The sequence below is a fragment of the Kocuria sp. KKT182 genome, from assembly GCF_055635395.1.
Genome location: NZ_CM145757.1, coordinates 309,782 through 333,254 on the forward strand (window position 1 = coordinate 309,782; position 23,473 = coordinate 333,254).

The 23,473-nt window shown below is 74.8% G+C and carries 19 protein-coding genes; 14 read left to right on the forward strand and 5 right to left on the reverse strand.

The window, feature by feature from the left end; genetic code table 11:
* Window position 1 precedes the first annotated feature (1 nt).
* From ACZ2G1_RS01340 to ACZ2G1_RS01350, 3 genes are all read left to right on the forward strand, one after another.
* Window positions 2-1,297 (forward strand): MFS transporter, encoded by a 1,296-nt coding sequence (locus ACZ2G1_RS01340; RefSeq protein WP_470377361.1) that lies wholly within the window; start codon window positions 2-4, stop codon window positions 1,295-1,297.
* 120 nt (window positions 1,298-1,417) lie between these two features.
* A complete protein-coding gene (locus tag ACZ2G1_RS01345; RefSeq protein WP_470377362.1) occupies window positions 1,418-2,866 on the forward strand; it encodes a DUF4192 family protein in 1,449 nt (482 codons plus the stop codon).
* A gap of 187 nt (window positions 2,867-3,053) precedes the next feature.
* Complete coding sequence (locus tag ACZ2G1_RS01350) at window positions 3,054-4,550, forward strand: RNA polymerase sigma factor (protein WP_031283343.1); 1,497 nt, start codon at window positions 3,054-3,056, stop codon at window positions 4,548-4,550.
* Between the two features lie 159 nt (window positions 4,551-4,709).
* Here the strand turns inward: ACZ2G1_RS01350 and ACZ2G1_RS01355 are convergent, their stop codons facing one another.
* The gene (locus tag ACZ2G1_RS01355) at window positions 4,710-4,910 is read right to left on the reverse strand and encodes a DUF7455 domain-containing protein (protein WP_017834164.1); all 201 of its coding nucleotides are present in this window, start codon (window positions 4,908-4,910) and stop codon (window positions 4,710-4,712) included.
* Window positions 4,911-5,176: 266 nt separating this feature from the next.
* On the opposite strand from ACZ2G1_RS01355, the gene ACZ2G1_RS01360 reads away from it, so the two are divergent.
* Window positions 5,177-7,285 carry a DNA gyrase/topoisomerase IV subunit B gene (locus ACZ2G1_RS01360; RefSeq protein ID WP_095651741.1) on the forward strand — a complete coding sequence of 703 codons (2,109 nt, stop codon included), beginning with the start codon at window positions 5,177-5,179 and terminating at the stop codon, window positions 7,283-7,285.
* Window positions 7,286-7,379: 94 nt separating this feature from the next.
* On the forward strand, window positions 7,380-8,432 hold the full coding sequence (locus tag ACZ2G1_RS01365; protein ID WP_017834166.1) for a malate dehydrogenase: 1,053 nt from the start codon (window positions 7,380-7,382) through the stop codon (window positions 8,430-8,432).
* Between the two features lie 3 nt (window positions 8,433-8,435).
* On the opposite strand, the gene ACZ2G1_RS01370 is transcribed toward ACZ2G1_RS01365, so the two are convergent.
* Window positions 8,436-10,937, reverse strand: coding sequence for a DNA gyrase/topoisomerase IV subunit A (locus ACZ2G1_RS01370; RefSeq protein ID WP_017834167.1), 2,502 nt, complete (start codon window positions 10,935-10,937; stop codon window positions 8,436-8,438).
* Between the two features lie 127 nt (window positions 10,938-11,064).
* Between ACZ2G1_RS01370 and ACZ2G1_RS01375 the strand changes: the two genes are divergently transcribed.
* From ACZ2G1_RS01375 to ACZ2G1_RS01390, 4 genes are read left to right on the forward strand one after another with little or no spacing between them, the layout of a single operon-like run.
* Window positions 11,065-13,761 (forward strand): bifunctional acetate--CoA ligase family protein/GNAT family N-acetyltransferase, encoded by a 2,697-nt coding sequence (locus ACZ2G1_RS01375; protein WP_017834168.1) that lies wholly within the window; start codon window positions 11,065-11,067, stop codon window positions 13,759-13,761.
* 15 nt (window positions 13,762-13,776) lie between these two features.
* The gene (locus ACZ2G1_RS01380) at window positions 13,777-15,372 is read left to right on the forward strand and encodes a serine/threonine-protein kinase (RefSeq protein WP_051063801.1); all 1,596 of its coding nucleotides are present in this window, start codon (window positions 13,777-13,779) and stop codon (window positions 15,370-15,372) included.
* 46 nt (window positions 15,373-15,418) lie between these two features.
* Window positions 15,419-16,129 (forward strand): DUF5998 family protein, encoded by a 711-nt coding sequence (locus tag ACZ2G1_RS01385; RefSeq protein WP_035924032.1) that lies wholly within the window; start codon window positions 15,419-15,421, stop codon window positions 16,127-16,129.
* Window positions 16,130-16,134: 5 nt separating this feature from the next.
* Window positions 16,135-17,301 carry an alkaline phosphatase family protein gene (locus ACZ2G1_RS01390; RefSeq protein ID WP_109243803.1) on the forward strand — a complete coding sequence of 389 codons (1,167 nt, stop codon included), beginning with the start codon at window positions 16,135-16,137 and terminating at the stop codon, window positions 17,299-17,301.
* A 160-nt stretch (window positions 17,302-17,461) separates the two neighbouring features.
* Here ACZ2G1_RS01390 and ACZ2G1_RS01395 read toward each other — a convergent pair whose 3' ends face one another.
* Window positions 17,462-18,193: a hypothetical protein gene (locus ACZ2G1_RS01395; RefSeq protein WP_368827937.1), complete on the reverse strand. Its 732-nt coding sequence runs from the start codon at window positions 18,191-18,193 to the stop codon at window positions 17,462-17,464.
* 157 nt (window positions 18,194-18,350) lie between these two features.
* Entirely contained in the window at window positions 18,351-19,784 is a 1,434-nt protein-coding gene (gene sepH / locus ACZ2G1_RS01400; RefSeq protein WP_470377363.1) for a septation protein SepH, read from the reverse strand.
* A gap of 299 nt (window positions 19,785-20,083) precedes the next feature.
* Between sepH and ACZ2G1_RS01405 the strand changes: the two genes are divergently transcribed.
* Window positions 20,084-20,383, forward strand: coding sequence for a DUF4193 domain-containing protein (locus ACZ2G1_RS01405; RefSeq protein WP_017834172.1), 300 nt, complete (start codon window positions 20,084-20,086; stop codon window positions 20,381-20,383).
* Window positions 20,384-20,477: 94 nt separating this feature from the next.
* Here the strand turns inward: ACZ2G1_RS01405 and ACZ2G1_RS01410 are convergent, their stop codons facing one another.
* Entirely contained in the window at window positions 20,478-20,999 is a 522-nt protein-coding gene (locus ACZ2G1_RS01410) for a DUF3093 domain-containing protein (protein ID WP_017834173.1), read from the reverse strand.
* Window positions 21,000-21,110: 111 nt separating this feature from the next.
* Here ACZ2G1_RS01410 and dut point away from each other — a divergent pair, with 111 nt between their 5' ends.
* The 4 genes from dut (at window position 21,111) to ACZ2G1_RS01430 (ending at window position 23,472) form a co-directional block, all read left to right on the forward strand.
* On the forward strand, window positions 21,111-21,539 hold the full coding sequence (gene dut / locus ACZ2G1_RS01415; RefSeq protein ID WP_031283352.1) for a dUTP diphosphatase: 429 nt from the start codon (window positions 21,111-21,113) through the stop codon (window positions 21,537-21,539).
* Window positions 21,540-21,610: 71 nt separating this feature from the next.
* Window positions 21,611-22,342: a DUF3710 domain-containing protein gene (locus ACZ2G1_RS01420; protein WP_031283353.1), complete on the forward strand. Its 732-nt coding sequence runs from the start codon at window positions 21,611-21,613 to the stop codon at window positions 22,340-22,342.
* 3 nt (window positions 22,343-22,345) lie between these two features.
* Complete coding sequence (locus ACZ2G1_RS01425; protein WP_232035311.1) at window positions 22,346-22,750, forward strand: single stranded DNA-binding domain-containing protein; 405 nt, start codon at window positions 22,346-22,348, stop codon at window positions 22,748-22,750.
* Window positions 22,747-23,472: a DUF3159 domain-containing protein gene (locus ACZ2G1_RS01430; RefSeq protein ID WP_017834177.1), complete on the forward strand. Its 726-nt coding sequence runs from the start codon at window positions 22,747-22,749 to the stop codon at window positions 23,470-23,472. The genes ACZ2G1_RS01425 and ACZ2G1_RS01430 overlap by 4 nt, the downstream gene beginning before the upstream one ends.
* Window position 23,473 lies beyond the last annotated feature (1 nt).

Sequence of the window (23,473 nt, forward strand, 5' to 3'; positions counted from 1 at the left end):
CATGCCGTCCGACCGGTACCGGGCCCACGAGCCCGGCAAGGACTCCCGCCGCGCCTACCTGGTCTTCGCGGTCGGCACCTTCGCCTACTTCAGCGCCGTGGCGCAGCGCACCAGCTTCGGCGTGGCGTCGGTCGACGCGGCCGAGCGCTTCGGCACCGCGGCCTCCGCGCTGTCGATGTTCTCGCTCATGCAGGTCCTCGTCTACGCGGCGCTGCAGATCCCCGTCGGCGTGCTCGTGGACCGCTTCGGCTCCCGCGTCATGGTCGCCGCCGGGGCGCTGCTCATGACGGCCGGGCAGGTCCAGCTGGCCCTGGCCGACACGGTCGGCGAGGGCGTGGCCGCCCGCGTGCTCGTGGGCGCGGGCGACGCGACCACCTTCGTGTGCGTGATGCGCCTGATCCCCGCCTGGTTCTCCGCGCTGCGCGTGCCGCCACTGACCCAGTTCCTGGGCGTGGTCGGCAACCTCGGCCAGCTGGTGTCCGTCATCCCGTTCGCGTGGCTGCTCGAGCTCACCGGGTGGTTCCCGTCCTTCGCGGCGCTGGCCTCCCTCGCGCTGCTCGCCGCCGTGCTCGCCGCGACCCTGCTGCGCAACGCGCCCCCCGGGGTGGAGGTCCTGAACCCGGCGCTGGGCCTGCGGCGGACCGGCCGGGTGCTCCGGGAGAGCGTGGCCGAGCCCGGCACCCGGCTCGGCTTCTGGGTGCACTTCACCACCCAGTTCGCGGGCAACACGTTCGTGCTGATGTGGGGCTACCCCTATCTCGAGTACGCCCAGGACCTGTCGGACACCACGATCTCCCTGGTGATGACCTCCTTCGTGGTGACCAACCTGGCCGTGGCCCTCGGCCTCGGCGGGCTCTCCGCCCGCCACCCGCACCGCCGGGTGCGGCTGTCGCTGGGGGTGACCGCCATGATCTTCGCGGCGTGGACGGTCCTGCTGATCTGGCCCGGGACGGCCCCCGTCCCGGTGGTGCTGGCCGCCGTGTGCGTCATCGCGATCAGCATGCCGGCCTCCATGATCGCCTTCGACATCACCCGCAGCTTCAACCCGGCCCGCCGCTCGGGCACCGCCACGGGCATCGTCAACGTCGGTGGCTTCACGGCCTCGGTGCTGGCCATCTTCGTCACCGGTTTCGTGCTCGACGTGCTCCACGCCGCGGGCTTCCGCGACGAGCTGTACGCTCCCGACGCGTTCCGGGTCGCGATCGCGGCGCAGTTCCTGGTCGCTGCGGCGGGCGCCGCGGGCGTGCTGGCCACCGTCCGGCGGGTGCGCCGGCAGCACGGGCACGACGCCGCCTGACCGGCCGGCCGGTCCCGTCGGCACTGCACCGCGCCGGGCGCCGGGCCCCCGACCCGCCGGCCGTCCACAGACCGCGCCCCGGCGCGTGCCCCTGTACCGGCCGGTGCCCAGGCTGGGCGCATGAGACAGCACCCCATCCGAGACCCCTTCGTCCCCGTCGTCCGGTGCGCGGCCGACCTGCTCGCCGTCGTGCCGCACACGCTCGGCTACTGGCCCGCCGACTCCCTCGTCCTGTTCGCCGCCGGCGGCGGGACGGCAGGGGCGTGCGTGCGCGTCGACCTCCCGGCCGGCCCGTCCGACGAACGCCTCGGGGAGGCCTTCGTCGCCGAGCTCGCCGACCTCGTCGCCCACGACACCCTGAGCGACCGGGTCTTCGTCATCGTGTACACGTCGCCGCCGCCCGGGGACCCGTCCGGGGCCGCGGCGCCACCCGCCGCGGTGGACGGTGTGCTCGCCGTCGTGGACGAGGCCGCCCGACGCGCGGGGCGGGCGGTGGCGGCGCGCTGGATCGTGGCCGGCGACCGCTGGTGGCCGGCCGAGGACCCGGCCGACGTCCAGGACGTCGCGGACATCGAGGACAGCGCCGTCAACGCCGCGCTCGTGGCCTCGGGCAGCTCCTACGCGGCGGCCCCGCGGCTCGCCATGGACCAGGAGTACGGGGCGCTGCCCGCCGGCACCGCCCGTGCCGCCGGGCAGGCCGCGGTCCGCTGGGCACGGGCCGGTGCGGACGTATGGCACCACCTGGACCGCCTCGGGCCCGCACTGTCCGTCTGGACCGACGTGCTCGCCACGGTCCGGGGCGCGCCGGGGGATGCGGTGCCCGCGGTGCTGGACCACGACGACGACCTGCTCGGCTTCCTGGCCGCGAGCCTGGCCGACCCCGTGCTCGCAGACCTGCTCCTGGCCGCCTGCGCCACGGACGACCTCGACGGCGTCCTCGCGGCCGCCGCGATGTGGGCCGAGCTGTGCGACGACGTCGACGACCGGGTGGACGGACCCGACGCCCCGGGCGTTCCGATCGGACCGACCCGGGCGCCCCTCCCTCCGGGCGTCCCGCCGGTGCCCCGCCGACCGGCGGCCGGTCGCGGCGGCACCACGTCCGGCCCGGCCGCCGCCCGGGTGCCCGTGCCGGACGCGGGGGAGCTGGTCCGGCTCTCCCGCGTGCTCTCCGGCGAGTGGGCGGAGACCCCGCACTGGTCGCTGCTCGACACCCTCTACCGGGTGCTCCAGGTGCTCGGCTGGCTCCTGGAGCCCACGGGGCTGGGACCGGGGCCCGGACCGGAGCCCGGTGCGGGGGCGGCCGGCGGAGCGGCCGAGGACTCCGCGGGGACGGGCGACGCGGCGCGGACGGACGACGAGGCGCGGGGCCGGGCCGTGCTCGCGGGCGTGCTGGTCGAGCTCGCGCAGCTCAACCGGTTCCGGGCGCGCGGCTCCCACACCGCGCACTTCGTGCGCCGGGCCACGGCGCTGCTCCCCGGACACCCGCCCGCGCTGCGCGTGCTCCGCCTCGCCGACGCCCGGCCCGTGCCGCTCTGGGCCCGGGACCGTGCCACCGCCTGGCACTCCTGAGCCCCGCGCGACGAGCTTTTTCGGGTCCGTCCGGTCGAGCGGGAACAAATCCCGCCCACGGGTGGTTCCGGCTGTCAGGACCCTTCAAGCCCGCCGCGCCGGACACTGCCCGGCGCACGGACTTGACAGGGTCATAGGCGTGTTGCCCCGAGGGCGGACGCCGTGACCGCTCAACGAAAGGCTCTCAGTGTCACCTGCCGCCAGCAACAAGACGACGGACACCGCCGCCGAGACCCCGGGCACCGGGGACGCTCGGTCGCCGTCCGGCACCACGGGCACGTCGCCGCGGGCGAAGACCGCCGCTGCGAAGTCGACCGCGACCAAGAAGACCGTGGCCGCGAAGAAGACCACGGCGGCGAAGTCCACCGCCGCGAAGTCCACCGCTCCCAAGAGCGCCACCGCGGCCGCCTCGACGAAGTCCACCGCCGGCCGGTCGACCGCGACCAGGACCGCCGCGAGCAAGCCCCCGGCCGCACCGAAGGCCGCGGGCCGCAAGAAAGCCGCGGCCCCGGCGGACAAGGACGCCCTGGCCGTCGCCGGGGAGCCCGAGGAGGACGTCGTCGTCACCGACGACGCCGACATCGAGACCGCCCTGACCGACGAGGCCGGGGTGATCGAGCCCGACGTGGACGAGGACGCCGACGCGGAGGAGGAGGCCGCGCCCGAGGACGCGCCGGCCGTCCCAGCGCCCAAGGACGAGAAGACCTCCGGCTTCGTCATCACCAACAACGACGACGACGACGCCCCGGCCCAGCAGGTCGTCTCCGCCGGCGCCACCGCCGACCCGGTCAAGGACTACCTCAAGCAGATCGGCAAGGTCGCGCTGCTGAACGCCGAGCAGGAGGTGGACCTGGCGCTGCGGATCGAGGCCGGCCTGTACGCGGAGCACAAGCTCGCGGACGGGAAGGACAGCCTCGACCCGCAGACCCGCAAGGAGCTGCGCTGGGTCATCCACGACGGCAAGCGCGCCAAGAACCACCTGCTCGAGGCCAACCTGCGCCTGGTCGTCTCGCTCGCGAAGCGCTACACCGGTCGCGGCATGCTGTTCCTGGACCTCATCCAGGAGGGCAACCTCGGACTGATCCGCGCGGTCGAGAAGTTCGACTACACCAAGGGCTTCAAGTTCTCCACGTACGCCACCTGGTGGATCCGCCAGGCCATCACCCGTGCCATGGCCGACCAGGCCCGCACCATCCGCATCCCGGTGCACATGGTCGAGGTCATCAACAAGCTCGCCCGCGTCCAGCGCCAGATGCTGCAGGACCTCGGCAGGGAGCCGACCCCGGAGGAGCTGGCGAACGAGCTCGACATGACGCCCGAGAAGGTCGTCGAGGTGCAGAAGTACGGCCGTGAGCCGATCTCGCTGCACACCCCGCTGGGGGAGGACGGCGACTCGGAGTTCGGCGACCTCATCGAGGACTCCGAGGCCGTGGTCCCCGCGGACGCCGTGAGCTTCACGCTCCTGCAGGAGCAGCTGCACTCGGTCCTGGACACCCTCTCCGAGCGGGAGGCGGGGGTCGTGGCGATGCGCTTCGGCCTGACCGACGGCCAGCCCAAGACGCTCGACGAGATCGGCAAGGTCTACGGCGTGACGCGTGAGCGCATCCGGCAGATAGAGTCCAAGACGATGTCCAAGCTGCGCCACCCGTCCCGCTCGCAGGTGCTGCGCGACTACCTCGACTGACAGGCCGTCCCCGCGCCCGGAGATCCTCCGGGCGCGGGGCGACCACGTCCGGGACCCGCGCACCGCTCCGGTGACCGGGGCGAGGACCGGACACGCAGGAGGGCCCCGACACCAGGTGTCGGGGCCCTCCTGCGTCGACCGCCCTGGGCGGTCGCCCGGTCAGGAACCGATGCGCTCGGTCTCGTCCTGCCAGGTGGCGGCCAGCGGCCGCAGCTTCTGCTCGTTCTTGCGCGCGTGGTGAGCGCAGAACAGCAGCTCACCGCCCGTCGACTCGAGGATCACTCGGACGTAGGCCTGGGCGCCGCACGCGTCGCAGCGGTCGGTCGCATTGAGCTCTCGGCTCTCCAATGTTGCGTTCACGGGATCCTCCTCCTGGGTCGTACTCGTTGCACGGGGCACGGGGCCGCCGGTGCGGGTACCCGGGGTCTCGTGGACGCGTCGGGGTACTGCTCTATACAACCACGACCCTCGGACAATCGATTCCGGCGGAGGCCGTTTTTCGCCCCGGGCGTAGGTCACGGTGCCGGCCGGGGTCGCGTCCGCGTGACCCGCGCCCGGGCCTGCGGTGTCCGCCGCCGGGACTACAGTGGTGGGGAATCCCGCCGTCCCCCAGGAGTCGTATCCCCGTGACACCGTCCCGTTCCGAGTACAACGCCCGCCACCTCTCCGTCCTCGAGGGCCTCGAGGCCGTCCGGAAGCGGCCGGGCATGTACATCGGCTCCACCGACTCCCGCGGGCTGATGCACTGCATGTGGGAGATCATCGACAACTCCGTGGACGAGGCCCTCGCCGGCTTCGGCCACCAGATCACGGTGGTCCTGCACGCCGACGGCGCCGTGGAGGTCCACGACGACGGCCGCGGCATCCCCATCGACCTCGAGCCGCGCACCGGGCTGACCGGCGTGGAGGTCGTCTTCACCAAGCTGCACGCGGGCGGGAAGTTCGGCGGCGGCTCCTACAGCGCCTCCGGCGGCCTGCACGGCGTGGGCGCCTCGGTGGTCAACGCGCTCTCCGCCCGCCTGGACGTCCAGGTGGACCGCGGCGGGAAGACCTACCAGATGTCCTTCCGGCACGGCGAGCCCGGCCGCTTCGTGGACCAGGGCCGGCCCTCCCCGCACGCCCGGTTCGAGCCGTTCGTGGAGGGGTCGGTGCTCGACGTCGTCGGCAAGGCCAAGCGGGGCGTCACCGGCACCCGGATCCGGTACTGGGCGGACGAGCAGATCTTCACGGCGGACGCCCGGTTCAGCTACGAGGAGCTCGCCAAGCGGGCCCGCCAGACCTCGTTCCTGATCCCCGGGCTGCGCATCACCGTGCGCGACCAGCGGGGCCTGCCCGGCACACCGGGGGAGTTCGGGACCCACGAGGAGGTGTTCCAGCACGACGGCGGGATCTCCGAGTTCGTGGAGTACCTCGCCGCCGACAGCTCGGTCACCGACGTGTGGCGGTTCCAGGGCGAGGGCCGGTTCAAGGAGAACGTCCCGGTCCTGGACGAGAACGGCCGCTCCAAGCTCACGGAGCTGGACCGCACGTGCGAGGTCGACGTCGCCCTGCGCTGGGGCATCGGCTACGACACGTCCCTGCGCTCGTTCGTGAACATCATCGCGACCCCCAAGGGCGGCACCCACCAGGCCGGCTTCGAGGCGGCCCTGCTGAAGACGTTCCGGAAGCAGATCGAGGCCAACGCCCGCAAGCTCAAGGCCGGCAGCGACAAGATCGAGAAGGACGACGTCCTGGCCGGGCTCACGGCCGTGCTCACGGTGCGGCTGGCGGAGCCGCAGTTCGAGGGCCAGACCAAGGAGGTCCTGGGCACCCCGGCCGTGCGCCAGATCGTGAGCCGGGTGATCGAGAAGGAGCTGACCGCCAAGCTCACGGCCACCGGCCGCCACGACAAGCAGCAGGCCGGGCAGCTGCTCGAGAAGGTCGTGGCGGAGATGAAGTCCCGCATCTCCGCGCGGGTGCACAAGGAGACCCAGCGGCGCAAGAACGCCCTGGAGACCTCCTCGATGCCGGCCAAGCTCGTCGAGTGCCGCTCGAACGACGTGGAGCGCTCCGAGCTGTTCATCGTGGAGGGCGACTCCGCGCTCGGCACGGCGCGGCTGGCCCGGTCCTCCAACTACCAGGCGCTGCTGCCGATCCGCGGCAAGATCCTCAACGTGCAGAAGGCGTCCATCACGGACATGCTCGCCAACACGGAGTGCGCCGCGCTCATCCAGGTCATCGGCGCCGGCTCGGGGCGCACCTTCGACCTCACCGCCGCCCGCTACGGCAAGGTCATCATGATGACGGACGCCGACGTCGACGGCGCGCACATCCGCACCCTGCTGCTCACGCTGTTCTACCGCTACATGCGCCCGCTCGTGGAGGCCGGGCGGGTCTACGCGGCGGTGCCCCCGCTGCACCGGGTGGAGATCGTCAACGCCGGCGGCAAGGCCAACGAGATGGTCTACACGTACTCCGAGCGCGAGCTCACGGACCTGCTCGCCCGGCTCGAGGCGGAGGGGCGGCGGTACAAGGAGCCCATCCAGCGCTACAAGGGCCTGGGCGAGATGGACGCGGACCAGCTCGCGGAGACGACCATGGACGTCCGGCACCGGATGCTGCGCCGGATCCGGGTGGAGGACGCCGAGGCCGCCGAGCACGCCTTCTCCCTGCTCATGGGCTCCGAGGTGGCCCCGCGCAAGGACTTCATCATCGAGGGCGCCACGCACCTGGACCAGGAGCGCATCGACGCCTGAGCGCGCGGGACGGCGGGCGCACCGAGGGCCGGTGCCCTGGTGCGGCCGCTACGCTGGGCAGGGACGAGCGACCGTCCCCGAGGAAGGACCCCGCATGACCGCCACCGGCCCGCACACCCCGTCCCCCGCACCCGGCCGGCCCCGGCCGGTCACCGTCACCGTGACCGGTGCCGCGGGCCAGATCGGCTACGCCACCGTCTTCCGGGCCGCGGCGGGCGACCTCCTCGGCCCCGGCACCCCCGTCCGCCTGCACCTGCTCGAGCTCCCGCAGGCGCGGCGGGCCGCGGAGGGCACCGCCCTGGAGCTGCAGGACGGGGCGTTCCCGCTGCTCGACGGCGTGGAGGTCTTCGAGGACGCGGACGCCGCGTTCGACGGCGCCTCGGTGGGGCTGCTCATCGGGGCCCGCCCCCGGTCCCAGGGCATGGAGCGGGCCGACCTGCTCGAGGCCAACGCCGGGATCTTCTCGGTCCAGGGGCGGGCCGTCAACCGCGGCGCCGCCGAGGACTTCCGGGCCGTGGTGGTCGGCAACCCCGCCAACACCAACGCCTACATCGCCGCCTCGCACGCCCCGGACGTCCCGCGCGAGCGCTTCACCGCCCTCACCCGGCTCGACCACCACCGCGCGCTGGCCCAGCTCGCCGCGGCCACCGGGGCCCGCGTCGACGAGATCGACGGCGTGGCCGTGTGGGGCAACCACTCGGCGAGCCAGTACCCGGACCTGACCCACGCCACGGTCGGGGGCCGGCCGGCGCTCGAGGTGCTGGCCGGGGGAGGCCACGACCTCGCCTGGGTGGACGACACCTTCATCCCCCGGGTGGCGCGCCGCGGCGCGGAGATCATCGACGTGCGCGGCGGGTCCTCGGTGGCCTCGGCGGCCCACGCGGCCCTGTGCCACGTCCGCGACTGGGTCCTGGGCACCCCCGAGGGCACGTGGACGTCCATGGCGGTCGCGTCCGACGGCTCCTACGGCGTGCCGGAGGGACTCGTCAGCTCGTTCCCGGTGGTCTGCCGGGACGGCCGGGCCGCGATCGTGCCGGACCTCGAGCTGGACGAGTTCTCCCGCGCCCGCATCGACCGCTCCGTCCGGGAGCTCGAGGAGGAGCGGGCGGCGGTGGAGCAGATGGGGCTGCTCGGGCCCCGCCGCTGAGCCTCAGCCGTAGGCCGGGCCCACCGCGTCGATCACCTGGTCGGTGGGCACGCCCGAGCCGTCCCGGCGGCCGTGCTCGGTGGGCAGGGCCCGGGCCACGCCCGAGGCCGCGACCGCCTTGGCCGGTCCGTGCCCCACCCAGGCCAGGGCCAGTCCCGTCTCGCCCTTGAGGAACCGGTGCGCGCGCACCCCTCCGGTGGCCCGGCCCTTGGGCGGGTACTCCGAGAACGGGGTGACCTTCACCGAGTACTGCGACATGCCGGGCAGCACCTCGTCGGCGCGGGCGAGGGTCACGACCACGGGCGTCTCGTCCGCGGCGCGGACCGCCCCGAAGAAGACCACGGCGTCCCCCGCGACCAGCTTGACCCCGGCGACGCCGCCCGCGGTCCGGCCCTGGGGGCGCACCGCACCGGCCTCGAAGTGCAGCAGCTTCCCGTCCCGGGTCACGAACACCAGCTCGTCCTCCGCGGCGGCGGACTCGGCGAGGCCGACCACCTCGTCGTCGTCCTTGAGCGTGATGACCTCCCAGTCCTCGCGGTTGAGCGGATACTCGGGGCTGACCCGCTTGACCACGCCGTTGCGGGTGCCCAGGGCCAGCACCGCGTTGAGCGGCGCGAGCCCCACGAGCCGCTCCCCGCGGCCGAGGGTGAGGAAGTCCTTGACCGGGACGCCGTCGCCCAGCTTCGGGGTGCCCTCGAAGGCGGTCAGCACGGGCACGTCCATCACCTGGACGCGCAGCATGCGCCCGGTGGACGTGACCGCCCCGATCTCCCCGCGGGCGGTGGCGCGCACCGCGGAGACCAGGGCGTCGTGCTTGATCCGCCGGGGCGGGTCCACCAGCGGGACCTGGGAGGGCGTGCGGGCGAGCTGGCCCGAGGTGGACAGGAAGACCCAGCAGGGGTCGTCGGCGATCTCGAGCGCGAGCCCGCCCGCCGCCGTCCGCCCCGGTGCGGGGGCCGCCGCCGCGGCGACGGGCGCCGGCAGGGCCTCCGACTCGAGCAGCTCGGTGCGCCGGTCGTCGCCGTGGACCTCCGCGACCTCCGCGAGCTCCGCGGAGACCAGGGCCCGCAGCCGCGAGTCCGAGGCGAGGGTCTCCTCGAGCTCGGCGATCTCCCGGCGCAGCTCCTCCTGCTCCTTCTCGAGCTCGATCCGCGAGTACTTGGTCAGCTGCCGCAGCCGCAGCTCGAGGATGTGGTCGGCCTGCACGCGGCTGAGGTCGTACACGGCCATGAGCCGTTCCCGGGCCACGGCGGTCTCGTCGGAGGAGCGGATGATCTGGATGACCTCGTCGATGTCGACGATCGCCACGAGCAGGCCCTCGACCAGGTGCAGGCGGTCGCGCCGCTTGGCCAGCCGGAAGCCGGTGCGCCGCCGGACCACCGACAGCCGGTGCTCCACGTAGACCCGCAGCAGCTCGAGGAGGCCCATGGTGCGGGGCCGTCCGTCCACGAGGGCAACGTTGTTGATCCCGAAGGAGTCCTCCATGGGCGTGTACTTGTAGAGCTGCTGGAGGACCGCCTGCGGGTTGAAGCCGTTCTTGACCTCGATGACCAGCCGCAGGCCGTTCTTGCGGTCGGTCAGGTCCACGACGTCGGAGACGCCCTGGAGCTTCTTGGCCTGCGCCGCCTCCTTGATCTTCTCGGTGACCTTCTCGGGCCCCACCATGTAGGGCAGCTGGGTGACGACGATGCCCTGCTTGCGGGGGGAGATCTGCTCGACCGAGACCTTCGCGCGGGTCTTGAAGGAGCCGCGCCCGGTCCGGTAGGCGTCCCGGATCCCGTCGAGGCCCACGATCCGCCCGCCCGAGGGCAGGTCCGGGCCCGGCACGAAGCGCATGAGCTCCTCGAGCGTCGCCTCGGGGTGCTCCACGAGGTGCCGGGCGCCCGCGACGACCTCGCGCAGGTTGTGCGGGGCCATGTTCGTGGCCATGCCCACCGCGATGCCGGAGGAGCCGTTGACCAGCAGGTTGGGGAACGCCGCGGGCAGCACGCCCGGCTGGGTGAACTGGTTGTCGTAGTTGGGCACGAAGTCGACGACGTCCTCGTCGAGGTCGGCCGTCAGCGCCAGGGCGGCCGGGGCCATCCGGGCCTCGGTGTAGCGGGAGGCGGCGGGGCCGTCGTCGAGGGAGCCGAAGTTGCCGTGCCCGTCCACGAGCGGCAGGCGCATCGCGAAGGACTGGGCGAGCCGGACCATCGCGTCGTAGATGGCGGAGTCGCCGTGCGGGTGCAGCTTGCCCATCACCTCGCCCACGACGCGGGCGCTCTTGACGTGGCCGCGGTCCGGGCGCAGCCCCATCTGGTTCATCATGAACAGGATGCGCCGCTGCACGGGCTTGAGACCGTCCCGGGCGTCGGGCAGGGCGCGGGAGTAGATGACGGAGTACGAGTACTCGAGGAAGCTCGTCTCCATCTCGGAGGTCACGTCGATGTCGACGATGTTCTCCCGGAAGTCGGGGGGCAGCTCGTCCTCGGCGGACGGGCGGGAGGGCGCACGGCGGCGTGCCATCACAGCGGGGGGTCCTTCGGTCGTGGGTCGGTCCGGGGCGGGCCCGGCGGCTCGGCGTTCGAGATCGTGCGGGGACGCACCGGGACGCACCGTTGACGGTGCAGGTTTGTCTACTAGCCTGAAGTCTATGGTTCCAGAGACCGCGGACACGGACGACGCCGGGCAGTACCCCGAGTACTGGGAGGCCGACGTCATCCTCCGCGACGGCGCGACGGCGCAGCTGCGCCCGATCTCCCCGGAGGACAAGGACGCGCTCCTGGCCTTCCACCAGTCGCAGTCCGAGAACTCCATCTACCTGCGCTTCTTCTCCTACAAGCCCACCCTCTCCGCCCGGGAGCTGGAGCGGTTCACCCGCGTGGACCACCGGGACCGCGTCTGCTTCGTGCTGGTGCTGGCGGACCGGATCATCGGCGTGGGCCGCTACGACCGCACGGACCGGCACGACGACGCCGAGGTCGCGTTCATGATCTCGGACGCCCACCAGGGGCGGGGCATCGGCTCGATCCTGCTGGAGCACCTCGCCGCGGCCGCGCGCGAGAACGGGATCGACCACTTCTCCGCGGAGGTCCTGCCCGAGAACCGCAAGATGCTCCGCGTGTTCGCGGAGGCGGGCTACGAGCTCACCCGCAAGTTCGACGACGGCGTGGTGGTGGTCGGCTTCGACATCGACCCGACCGAGAAGTCGCTGGCCGTGATGGCCGCGCGGGAGCACCGCGCCGAGGCCCTCTCCATGGCCGACCTCCTCTCCCCGTCCTCGATCGCCGTGATCGGGGCGTCGCGGGACCCCGGCCACGCCGGGCACGCGCTGGTCGAGCACCTCGTCGCCTCCGGGTTCGCCGGCCGGCTCAGCGGGGTGAGCCCCACGCCCTTCGAGCGGGAGGGCATGACCCACGCCACCTCGATCGGGGAGGTCCCCGAGCCCGTGGACCTCGCCGTGGTCGCCGTGCCCGTCGACCAGGTGGCCGACGTCGTGGACCAGTGCGGCGCGGCGGGCGTGCGCGCCGTCGTGGTGGTCACGGGCGGGTACGCCGAGGCCGGCGCGGCGGGCCGGGCCCGGCAGACCGAGCTGGTGCGCCGCGCTCGCTCCTACGGGATGCGCGTGGTCGGCCCGGCGAGCCTGGGCCTCTACAGCACGGCCCCGGAGTCCCGCTTCAACGCCTCCATCCTGCCCACCGTGCCGCGGGAGGGCCCGCTGGGGCTGTTCAGCCAGTCCGGGGCCATCGGCATGATGCTCAACGCGGCCGCGCTGCGCCACGACGTGGGCGTGTCCACGTACCTCTCCGCCGGCAACCGGGCCGACGTCTCCGGCAACGACATGATGCAGTACTGGGAGGACGACGCCGCGACCCGCGCGTGCGGGCTCTACCTGCAGTCCGTGGGCAACCCGCGCAAGTTCTCCCGGATCGCCCGCCGGCTGTCCCTGACCAAGCCCGTGATCGTGGCCAAGAGCGAGGTCACCGGTCTCCGGCTGCCGCCCGGCCACACCGGGCGCACCACCCAGGCCCCGCCGGGGGCCCTGGACGCGATGTTCCGGCAGGCCGGCGTGATCCGCGCGGACACGAGCGAGCACCTCATGGACGTGGCCGGGATCCTCGCCGGCCAGCCCCTGCCCGCGGGCGCCCGCACGGCCCTCGTCTCCAACGCGCTGGCCCTGGGCCAGCTCATGGAGGACCGGTGCATGCAGCTGGGGCTGGACGTCGCGGTGACCCAGGCGGGGGTCCGGACCGCGGACGGCGGGGAGGACGCCCTCGAGGCGCTGCGGGCGGCCGTCGACAGCTGCCTCGGCGCCGAGGCCGTCGACTCCGCCGTGGTCACGCTGATGCCGATCCCGGGCGCCACGCCGGAGCGCGTGGCCGAGCTCGTGGGCCGGGTGGGGCGGGAGCACGGCAAGACCGTGGTGGTTGTCTTCACGGGCAGCACCGAGCCCGGAGCGGTCTCCGCCCTGCACCACGCCGAGGACGGACTGGACGTGCCCTGCTTCGACTCCCCGGGGGCGGCCCTGCGCGCGCTCGCCAAGGTCGTGGACTACACCCGGTGGCGCGCCCAGGACCAGGGCAGCCTCGCCGAGCCGAAGGGCATCGACGCGGAGGCGGCGGAGACCTTCGTGGAGAAGATCCTGCCCAGCGTCACCGGCGACGAGCTGCTCGAGCTGGACGGGGACCAGGCGCGGGAGCTGCTGGAGACCTACGGGGTGGGCCTGCTGCCCAGCGAGCGGTTCACCGATCCCGAGGACGCCCTGGCCGCCGCCGACCGGCTCGGCTACCCCGTGGCCCTCAAGACCACCGACCCCAACCTCCGGCACCGCCTGGACCTGGGCGGCGTGCAGCTCAACATCCAGGACGACGCGCAGCTGCGGGCGGCCATCGAGACCATGCACCGGGCGCTCGCCCCCTTCGGCACCTTCGACCTCGAGGTGCAGGCCATGGCCCCCACCGGCCAGTCGGTGGTGCTCCGGGCCATCGAGGACCCCCTGATCGGCCCCGTGGTCTCGTTCGGGATGGCGGGGGACGCGGTGAACCTCCTCGAGGACTGGGCCCACCGGGTCCCGCCGCTCACCGACCAGGACGTGCGGCGGATGGTCCGCGAGCCCAAGGCCTCGCGCAAGCTCTTCGGCCACCAGGGGGTCCCGGCCGCGGACGTCGACCGGCTCGAGGACCTCGTCGCCCGGGTGGCGCTGCTCAAGGACCGGCACCCCGAGATCGCCCGCGTGGAGCTGAACCCCGTGCTCGTCTCCAGCGGCTCCGTGACCGTGCTGGGGGCCTCGGTCGGCATCGGCAACGCCCGGCAGCGGACGGACAGCGCGCGCCGGGCCATGCGCAGCTAGGCGGGCCCGGACTTCGTGGCGGACACCATAGCCGGTCGGTACACCCTCATCGACCCCATCGCGCGCGGCGGCAGCGGCTCCGTGTGGCGGGCCTGGGACGGCCGGCTCCAGCAGCTGTGCGCGGCCAAGGTGCTGCGCCAGCGCGACTCCGCGGACCTGCTGCGCTTCGCGCGGGAGCAGTCGGTGAAGCTGGACCACCCGCACGTGCTCGCCCCCTACGGGTGGGCCGCGGAGGACGCGCACGTGGTCATCGCGATGCCCCTCGTGCACGGCGGCACCCTGGAGTCCGCGCTGCTCGACAACGGGGCCGCCTCGGTGGAGCTGACCGAGGAGGTTCTCGCCCAGCTGCTCCAGGCCCTGCAGTTCGTGCACGCCCAGGGCTGGGTGCACCGGGACGTGAAGCCGGGCAACCTCATGCTGGACAGCACCGGGACGGGCCGCCCCCACGTCCTCCTCTCCGACTTCGGCATCGCCGTGCGCGTCCAGGACGCCCGGCTGACCCGGACGGGCACCGTGGTGGGCACGCCCGGCTACCTGCCCCCGGAGGCCTACGAGCTCACCGACCCGAACCCCGCGCAGGACCTCTACGCGGCGGGCATCACCGCGCTGCGGATGCTCGACCCCTCGCTGGAGCCGCAGGAGAGCCTGGGGCCCAACGATGCGCGCGCCGTGGTGGGGGAGCAGGGCGACCTCGCGGAGCACCTCGCCGCCCTCCTCACCCCGGACCCCGCCCAGCGCCGCGACGCGGCCGTCACCGTGCTCCACGAGCTCACCGCGGGAGCGGCGAGACGGCGCTTCGACCCTGCCCGCACCCGGGACGGCGAGCCGTTCGAGGTCTTCGACGTCCTCGAGCCGCTGCCGGAGCCGTGGGCGAGCCGGGTGCTGACCGGGTGGGACGGCACGGAGGGGACGGACGGGACGACCGGCGCCGGGCTCGGCGGCGGAGCCGCCGCGGGCGCGGAGGCCGGCGGCCGGTTCCCGGACGGCCCCGACACCCTGGACGCCGGCTCCGGGAGCACCGACTCCGCCGGCACCGCTCCCGGCAGCACCGGGCAGCGGACGGCCGGGACCACGGTGGGCGGCGGCGGGCTGGCCGACGCCGGCGGCGCCGGCAGCGGGACGACCGGCAGTGGGAGAACCGGTGCCGGGGGAGTCGACACCGGGGGAGTCCACACCGGGTCGGGCGACGACGAGGTGCCGGACCCTGCCGGGTCCGGGCGCGACGGCTCCGGGCACGGCGGGTCCGGCGACGGCGACGGCGGGGGCACCGGGAACGACCCCGGCCGGGACCGGGCGGGCCGCCGGCCCGCCGGGGGGAGGGCCACGGAGGCGCTCCCGCGGCCGGCGCGGACCGGGCGGCGCCGCGGCGGCCGAGCCGTGACCGGCGTGTTCGTGGTCCTCGTGGGGATGACTGCGCTGCTGAGCGGATATCTGCTGCTCGATCCCCTGGGCTCCGCGGAGCGGGTGCCCGGTCCCGGGAGCTCGCCCACGGTCACGCGCAGCGCCGACACGACCCCGAGCCCGGCGCCGGAGGAGAGCCCCGTGGTGCTGGAACGGGTCTGCGAGGACGTGGGCGGCGGGGAGGAGCGGTGCTACTTCCGGGTGCCCTGAGGGCCCGTGTTGGGCACTGGCGCGGCCGTGGGGGAAAATGGCCCCCATGACGTATTCAGGTGAGCGCGGCCAGCGGCTGGTCGAGGACATCAACAAGGCCGGCTTCTACCCGCAGCTGGTGATCGACGTGGTCCAGGACTCCCTGGACGGCCGGTCCCCGGTCTCCCACCTCGTGCAGCTGGAGACCCACATCGACCGGACGGAGGTGCACCGCCACACCACCGTGCTGGTGCTCGCCGAGGACGTGCTGCACGTGACGCACGTGGACGACGAGGAGTTCGACGAGGGCGGCCGGGACGTGGTGGCACGGGTCTCCACGGAGACGGTCGGCATCTCGCAGATCCGCTCGGTCACGCTGAGCTACTCGTACTACCAGCCGGCCAACTACCGGCCGGACAGCCCGATCTCCGAGGTGACGCTCGCCATCGCGTGGACGGGCACCCTGCACGTGGACCTGGCGCCCGCACTGTGCGAGGACCCCCAGTGCCAGGCCGACCACGGCTACACCGGCACGGCCGCCCGGGAGGACATCGTGCTGCGGATCAGCGCGGAGGCCGACGGCCCGACCGCCGTGGAGGGCGCGCGGGAGTTCGCGCGCACACTGCGCCGGGCCAACCTCTCCCCGCTGACCGACGGCGCGCAGATCGCCCAGCCGGCCCACGGGCGCACGCCGGCTCCGCGGCGGGCGGCCGCCGCCACACCGCGCACCCGGTTCACCGACCGGTTCACCGGCCGGGACAGCGGCGCCGCCCGGTGAGGGCGGTGCAGGAGGTCCTGGCCGCGCTGCCCGCCGACCTGCCGGGGCCGCCGCGCTACGGCAGCCGCTCGGTCGCGGAGGTCATGTCCTCGGCCGCGGCGTCCCTGGGCGTGCCCGGCTTCCGGGACGCGCTGGGGCTGCCCGCCGCCCGGAGGGTCGTCGTCGTCATGGTGGACGGCCTGGGACGGGCCCAGCTGCGGGCCCGCGCCGGGCACGCCCCGGGCCTGGCCGGCGCGCAGGGCCTGGCCACCCTGGACGCGGCGTTCCCCACGACCACGGCGGCCTCGCTGGCGTCCCTCGGCACGGGCGCGGCCCCCGGGGCGCACGGACTCGTGGGCTACGACGTGCTGGACCCCGACCGGGACCGGGTCGTGAACCAGCTCGGCGGCTGGGACGCCGCCGTGGACCCCCGGGCGTGGCAGCCGCTGCCCACGGTGCTCGAGCGCGCCGCCGAGCACGTGGACGTGGTCACGGTCAGCCGGCAGCGCTTCGCCGGCTCCGGGCTCACCGACGCGGCCCTGCGCGGGGGCCGGTTCGTGGCCGCGGAGGGGCCGGCCGCGCGGGTCAGCACCGCACTCGACCAGCTCGCGGCGGGACGCGACGCCCTCATGTACTTCTACTGGGACGAGCTCGACCGCACCGGCCATGCCCGGGGCTGGGAGTCCTGGGAGTGGACGGCCCAGCTCGAGGAGCTCGACGCGTCGCTGCGCCGTCTGGTCGCGCGCGTGCCGGCCGGCACCACGGTGCTGGTGACCGGTGACCACGGCATGGTGGACGTCCCGCGGGACGCGCGCGTCGACTTCTCCGAGCTCCCGGGGCTGCTGGACGGTGTCCGGCACACGGCCGGCGAGCCCCGCGCGGTGCAGCTGCACCTGGAGCCGGACGCGACGGCGCAGGACGTCCGGGCGCTCGTGGCCGCCTGGCGGGAGCAGTTCGGGTCCCGCGTGTGGATCCTCTCCCGGGAGGCGGCCCTCGACGCGGGCTACTTCGGCCCGCCGGCGCTCGTGCGCGACGCGGTGCGCGGGCGCATCGGCGACCTCCTCGTGCTGGGGCGGGAGCCCCTGGCGCTGTTCGACCTGGGCCGGGTCCGCCCGAGCGTCCTGTCCATGGTCGGCCAGCACGGCTCGCTGACGCGCGCCGAGCGGGAGGTCCCGCTGCTGCGCCTGGCCTGAGCGCCCGCCCACCGCGAGCCGGCGCAGGGACGCCGCGACCGGGGTGCCGGGTCGGGTGGGCCGTCACGGGGCCGCCGCGCCGGATGAGCCGCCACGGGGCCGCCGCGCAGCGCGGCGATCCGGCTGCCGCGCCGGGTGGACCGCGGCCGGGGGATTGCGCTCAGGGTGCCGGCGAGGCGTCCTCGGCCGCGTCCTCCGTGGTGGCCCCCTCGGTCCCCGCCTCTGCGGCGGCCGGGCCGGCGTCCTCCTCGGCCGCGTCCTCCTCGTCCGGGTCGACGTCCTCCGCGCCGGCCTCGTCGTCCTTCGCGGGCGCTCCCGGGGTGGTCGGACCGGGATCCGCCGGGGCCGGTGCGGACGGGGCCGGCGCCGGGGGCGCGGGGACCACGGGCTGCGGCGGGACCGGGGCGGGCACCACGGGTTCGGGCACGACGGGCTCGGGGACCACGGGTGCCGGGGGGACGTACGGCGCCGGGGGCGCCACGGGCTCCGGGGCCGGGGGTGGCGGTGCCGGCTCCTCCGCCGAGGGGCTCGGCGTGGGGGAGGGCGTGCGCGAGCGCGACGGCGTGGGCGACGCGGTGGGCGTGCTGGTGCGCGTGGCGGACGGCGAGCTGGTCACCGCAGGGGCCGGGGTGAACTCGGCCTCCCGGCCGGCGCCGAAGAGGTCGCGACCGACGCCGCCCAGGTAGAGCGCACCCGCGCCGACCAGGACCACGAGCACGACCGCGCCGAGGACCAGCCCGGCGACGAACCGTCCCGGCCCGGAGCCGCGGACCAGCTCGGCCGGCGCCTCCGGAGCGGCGGAGGCGCCGCGGACACCGGGGTCGCCGGGGTCCGCGGCTGCGGCGTCGCGCTCGTCGTCCCCGAAGAGGTCGTCCTGGATGGAATTGCCCATGTCGTGCTGCCCCTGACGTGGTGTCGTCCGTCCGGGCCGCGCGCGGGATGGGGGAGCGCACGAGCCCGGAGGGACGGCGCGGAGCCGTCCCCTGCTGCGTGCACTCTAGCGTGTGCCGGGCCGGCGGCGCCGGACGGCGCGCACCGGCGCCGGGGGCTCAGTCGGACGAGCTGCCGAAGACGATCTCGTCCCAGCTGGGCACCGAGGACCGCGCGGGGCGCCGTGCCTTGGCGGTCTTGTTGCGCGGGCGGGGCCGTTCGGGCGCGGTCTCCTCGGCGGGGCCGGAGTCCTCGGGCTCCTCGCCGGGGACCGCGGGGGCCGGGCCGGCGGAGCGGTCGCCCCGGACGTCGTCGTCCCGGGAGCTCCCGGTCGCGGAGTCCTGGGTCGCGGAGCCCTGGGGCGCGGAGTCCTGGGCGGCGGAGTCCCCGGCCGCGGGCGCCTCGTCCCGGGAGGCGGCGGTGTCCGGTCGCGCCGCGGACCGCTCGGTGCCGTCGTCGACGCCCCGCTCCCGTCCGGCCTCCCGGAAGGTCTCCGAAGCCCTCTCCTGAACGGTGTCCCGGGCGCCGGCGCGAGCGGCGGGCGCAGCGGGCGCGGTGGGCTCGACGACGGGATCGTCGGCGGGCAGCACGGTGGCGGGCCCGTCCGTCCGGGGCGCGGGCTCACCGGCCGGTGCCGGCTCCGGTGCGGGACCCGGCTCGGGGAACCGGGTGGCCGGCTGGAAGGGGCGGTCGAAGACGGAGCTGTCCTCGGGTGCGGCCAGGGGGCGGGGCCGCCGCTCGACGTGCCCCATGCCGCGGCCCAGGATCTCGGCGAGGGCGTCGTCCCCCTCGGCGTCCTCCCCGATGCGCTGCCCGCGGCGGGCCTGCAGGACGTCGAGCAGGTCGTCGGCCTCCACGGCGGACCGGCGCAGCTGCGTGAGCTCGGGGTCGAGGCCCCCGTCCAGGACGCCGAGGCCCGTGCCGAGCGGCGTGTCCGGGGTGCCGGCCTCCGTGAGGGCCTCCGCCCACGCGTTCGTGGGACGGACGCTCTGGTTCGCCGGGTTGTAGAGCCACTCGGCCAGCGGCTCGTCGTGGGCGGGCGCGGCGGCGCTGTCGATCACGGAGAACCGGGCGACCACCGCCCACAGGTGGTCCTCCCGCTGCCAGGAGTCCCACTCGAGGGAGGAGGGGTCCACCCCGAGGTCGGCGGCCCGGTGGGCGACGGCGCGGCCCAGGGTGAGGGGTTCGCCCTCGAAGACGGAGTGGTAGCCGCGGTGCGCGGAGCGGTCCTCGATCTCGACCTTCTGGGCCTCGGTGGCGATGTGGGCGCGCTCGGCGAGGATCGGCCACTCGTAGCGGCGGACCCGGGAGGCCTCCCACCCGCTCTCGGCCACGATCTCCTCGACCGTGGCCCCGGAGCGGAACCGGGCCTGGATCTCACGCGGCCCGAACTGGCCCGTTCCCCGCTGGCGGGCGCCCGGCAGCCGCCGGGCGCGCTGGACGGCCAGGCGCAGCTCCTGGTCGATCCGCAACAGGTGGCGGGTGCCTGCCTCGTCCTCGACGACCAGGTGCTCACCGTCGTCGTGCACACCTGCCAGGCGCAACTGCTCCATGCTGTCATTCCTCCGGGTGGTTCTCGGGTGCGCTCGGGGTCGTCGAGCGGGCGCTGCGGGGCGGGTCCGTCGGTCGCGGCCGATGTGCCGGCCCGGACCCGCCCCCAATCCTACTGGCCGTCGCGCGCCCCGGCCGGAGGCCGCCCGCGGACGGGCCCGGCCGCGTGTTCGCGGGCCCGGGACGGGGTTGGATTTTTGCCCACGGATGGTGAACAATCTACGCGACACAGAGCCCGGAGGGCGGCGCACAGCCGTGCCGGAGCCCGCCCTCGGACCCCGCATTGGAGCGAAGACCGGACATGGCCACTGATTACGACGCGCCGCGCAAGCAGGAGGACGAGCTCAAGGAGGACTCGATCGAGGAGCTGCAGACGCGCCGCACCGATGCGCAGTCCGGCACCGTCGACGAGGACGAGGCGGCCGCGGCCGAGAGCTTCGAGCTGCCGGGCGCGGACCTCTCCAACGAGGAGCTGTCCGTCGTCGTGCTGCCGGCCCAGGAGGACGAGTTCACCTGCGGCTCGTGCTTCCTGGTGCGCCACCGCTCCCAGATCGCCGAGGAGCGGGGCGGGGTCAAGTACTGCGTCGAGTGCGTGGGCTGAGCCCCGCAGGGCCGAGCTCGTCCGGAGGACCGGAAGAACCCCGTCGCGACGGTCGTCGCGGCGGGGTTCTTCCGTGCGGTGGCGGCGGGCGCGCTCACGGGCGCGCGGACAGCACCTCGACGATCCGCTCCGGGTGCCGGGTGGAGGTGAGCCAGTACGGCGTGGGGTCCACGGGGTCGGTGATCCGGATCCGCACCACCGGGCCCACGGACGCCCGGAAGTTCATGAAGGCCCGCCCGTCCAGCTCGGGGCCGCGGACCCGGCGGACGTCGTCGCCGCGGAAGGCCTCGGCCTCGCCCACGAACCGTCGCTCGATGCGGGCCCGGCCGACCTGCAGGGACTCGTCGGTGACGACGATGGTGGTGCTGGAGGCGACGAGGGCCACGGCCGTGCCGCCGCCGACCACGACGGCCGCCGCTCCGGCCACCCACGGGTCGATGGGGGCGAGCGCGACGAGGGCGACGACGCCGGCGAAGAGCACGAGCAGCCACATCCACCACGCGGGGGTGAGCTTCTCCTGGTAGAGGATCTCGGCGCCGGGCCGCTCGGAGGAGGACCGGCGGGGTTCGCGGGGGCCGTCGGCCGGGGACGCACTGGAGGACGCAGGACGGGACATGCCTCTAGCGTCTCACGACTGCGCCCGGGGTCCGGCGCGTTAGAGTGGGGCACTGTGAACGACCAGTCGACAGGCCACCGGCCGCCGTCGGGCAACGGGCGCCCGCTCAGCATCGCGCTGCAGGCCCTCGACCCGGACCTTCCCCTGCCCGTGTACGCGAAGCCCGGAGACGCGGGCGCCGACCTGCGCTCGCGCGAGGACGTGGTCCTCGGCCCCGGTCAGCGGGCCCTGGTGCCCACGGGGGTGGCGATCGCGCTGCCCGAGGGGTACGCCGGATTCGTGCACCCCCGCTCGGGGCTGGCGGCCCGGCACGGGATCACGGTGGTCAACGCCCCGGGCACGGTGGACTCCGGCTACCGGGGCGAGATCATGGTCACCCTGCTCAACACGGACGGCGCCGAGCCCTTCACCGTCCGCCGCGGCGACCGCATCGCCCAGCTCGTCGTCCAGCGCGTCGAGCAGGCCGTCTTCGAGCTCGTCGACGTGCTGCCCGGCTCGGCGCGCGGCGGGACGGGGTTCGGCTCCAGCGGCACCGCCTGAATCCACGAGCAGACCCCCCACGAGCTCACGCCACGAGCCGGCACCGCGTGCCGGCGGAGGAGAACGACACCATGTTCGGTCGCAAGAAGAAGAAGGCCGCGGCGCAGGACGCCGCCCCGCAGCAGCCGGAGGCCGCGCCGAGCGCGGAGGACGCCGCGGCGGCGCGGCGGCGCGAGCCGCAGGGCCCGCTCGACGTCTCCCAGGTGGAGGACCGGGACGGCTACCTCGATCTCGGCGCCGTGCTCGTGCGTCCCCGCCCGGGGCTGGGGGTGCGGCTCGAGGTGGACGAGCGCACGCAGCGCCCCCGTGCCGTCGCCCTCGACCTCGACGGCGGCTCGGTCCAGGTCCAGGCGTTCGCCGCGCCCCGCTCCGAGGGGCTGTGGGACGAGGTCCGCCGCGAGCTGGTGCAGTCGCTGCGCTCGAGCAACGGCGAGCCGACGGTCGAGGAGGGCCCGTTCGGGCTCCAGGTCGTCACCCGCTTCCCCGCCACCGCCTCCGACGGGACCCGCGGCTTCCGCCTCGCCCGCTTCGTGGGCGTCGACGGGCCGCGCTGGTTCGTGCGGGCCGTGTTCACGGGCACCGCCGCGGTGACCGCGGAGTCGGCCGCGGCCCTCGACGAGGTCGTGCGCGAGCTCGTGGTGGTGCGCGGCGACCGGCCCATGCCCCCCCGGGAGCTGCTGACGCTGGTCGTGCCCGAGGACGCGGTCCGTTCCCCCGCCCCGGACACGGAGCCTGAGCCGGAGCCGGCGCCGGAGCCCGTGCGGCCGCCGCGGCGCGGACCCGAGATCACCGAGATCGGCTGAGCCGTGACGAGAACAGGCACCGGCGAGTTCCGGCCGACACCGGGAACGGGGTCCATCGACGTGGTCGCCGAGGCGCCCGTGTGCGCGGGCGACCTCGACCCCTCGACCGCCGCCGGGAGCCGGCGCCGGGTGATGGCGACCGGCCTCGTGGTGGAGGTGACCGTGCCCCCGGTGACCGGCGCGCAGAACTACACCGCCCTGCTCGCCCCGGACTGCCCGCAGGCGCCGGGGGACGAGGGCGTGACCGCCCCCCGGCCGCTGCGCCTCGTGTGGCACGGCCAGCGCACCGTGCCGGGCGTCACCGCGGGGACGCGGCTGCGCTGCGTGGGCGTGGTGAGCTTCCGGGACGGGCGCCCCTCGATGTTCAACCCGCGCTACGAGATCATCGCGAAGCAGGTCAGCAGATGACGGATCCCCAGGAGCCCGGCAGCGCCGCGGACGGGCCGGGGCGCGGCCACGACGTGGAGCGCTCGATGGCCGCCTACGCCGCGCGCTCGGGCATGCGCCGCAAGGACAACGGGCAGCTCGACGTGCTGCACGCCGTCGGCGGCTGGCGCGGTCTGGCCGAGACGATCCTGCCGGGCTTCGTGTTCCTCGCCGTGCTGCTCGTCGGCAACACCCTCGGGGTCGCGCTCGCCGCGTCCCTGGGCACGGCCGCCCTGTTCACCGTGCTGCGCCTGGTCCAGCGCCAGAGCCTGGTCCAGGCCGTGTCCGGGTTCGTGGGCGTGGGCGTCTGCGCGCTGTTCGCGCGGGCCACCGGCGAGGCGCTGGACTACTACGTCCCCGGCTTCTGGATCAACGCGGCCTGGTTCGCGGGCCTGGGCGCGTCCCTGCTCCTGCGCTGGCCGCTGCTCGGCGTCTTCTACGGCTACATCCGCGGGGAGGGCGCGCAGTGGCGCGACGTCCCGGTGCGCCGCCGCGCCTACCAGGTGGCCACGGTCATGCTCATGGCGATGTTCGCGGCCCGCCTGCTCGTGCAGGTGCCCCTGTACTTCGCGGAGAACCTCACCGGCCTGGGCGTGGCGCGGCTGGTCATGGGCGTGCCGCTGTACGCGCTGACCCTGTGGCTCGCCTGGCTCGTCTCCCGGCCCCCGGAGCAGATCGCCGCCCAGGAGCAGGACACCCCCTGAG

Bases quoted from the DNA above. Each gene is read 5' to 3' on its own strand.
- ACZ2G1_RS01370 (WP_017834167.1), bottom strand. From the start codon at position 10,937: ATGGCACGCCGCCGTGCGCCCTCCCGCCCGTCCGCCGAGGACGAGCTG.
- ACZ2G1_RS01430 (WP_017834177.1), top strand. From the start codon at position 22,747: ATGACGGATCCCCAGGAGCCCGGCAGCGCCGCGGACGGGCCGGGGCGC.
- ACZ2G1_RS01410 (WP_017834173.1), bottom strand. From the start codon at position 20,999: ATGTCCCGTCCTGCGTCCTCCAGTGCGTCCCCGGCCGACGGCCCCCGC.
- ACZ2G1_RS01375 (WP_017834168.1), top strand. From the start codon at position 11,065: ATGGTTCCAGAGACCGCGGACACGGACGACGCCGGGCAGTACCCCGAG.
- ACZ2G1_RS01365 (WP_017834166.1), top strand. From the start codon at position 7,380: ATGACCGCCACCGGCCCGCACACCCCGTCCCCCGCACCCGGCCGGCCC.
- ACZ2G1_RS01405 (WP_017834172.1), top strand. From the start codon at position 20,084: ATGGCCACTGATTACGACGCGCCGCGCAAGCAGGAGGACGAGCTCAAG.
- sepH (WP_470377363.1), bottom strand. From the start codon at position 19,784: ATGGAGCAGTTGCGCCTGGCAGGTGTGCACGACGACGGTGAGCACCTG.
- ACZ2G1_RS01345 (WP_470377362.1), top strand. From the start codon at position 1,418: ATGAGACAGCACCCCATCCGAGACCCCTTCGTCCCCGTCGTCCGGTGC.
- ACZ2G1_RS01340 (WP_470377361.1), top strand. From the start codon at position 2: ATGCCGTCCGACCGGTACCGGGCCCACGAGCCCGGCAAGGACTCCCGC.
- ACZ2G1_RS01385 (WP_035924032.1), top strand. From the start codon at position 15,419: ATGACGTATTCAGGTGAGCGCGGCCAGCGGCTGGTCGAGGACATCAAC.
- ACZ2G1_RS01420 (WP_031283353.1), top strand. From the start codon at position 21,611: ATGTTCGGTCGCAAGAAGAAGAAGGCCGCGGCGCAGGACGCCGCCCCG.
- ACZ2G1_RS01395 (WP_368827937.1), bottom strand. From the start codon at position 18,193: ATGGGCAATTCCATCCAGGACGACCTCTTCGGGGACGACGAGCGCGAC.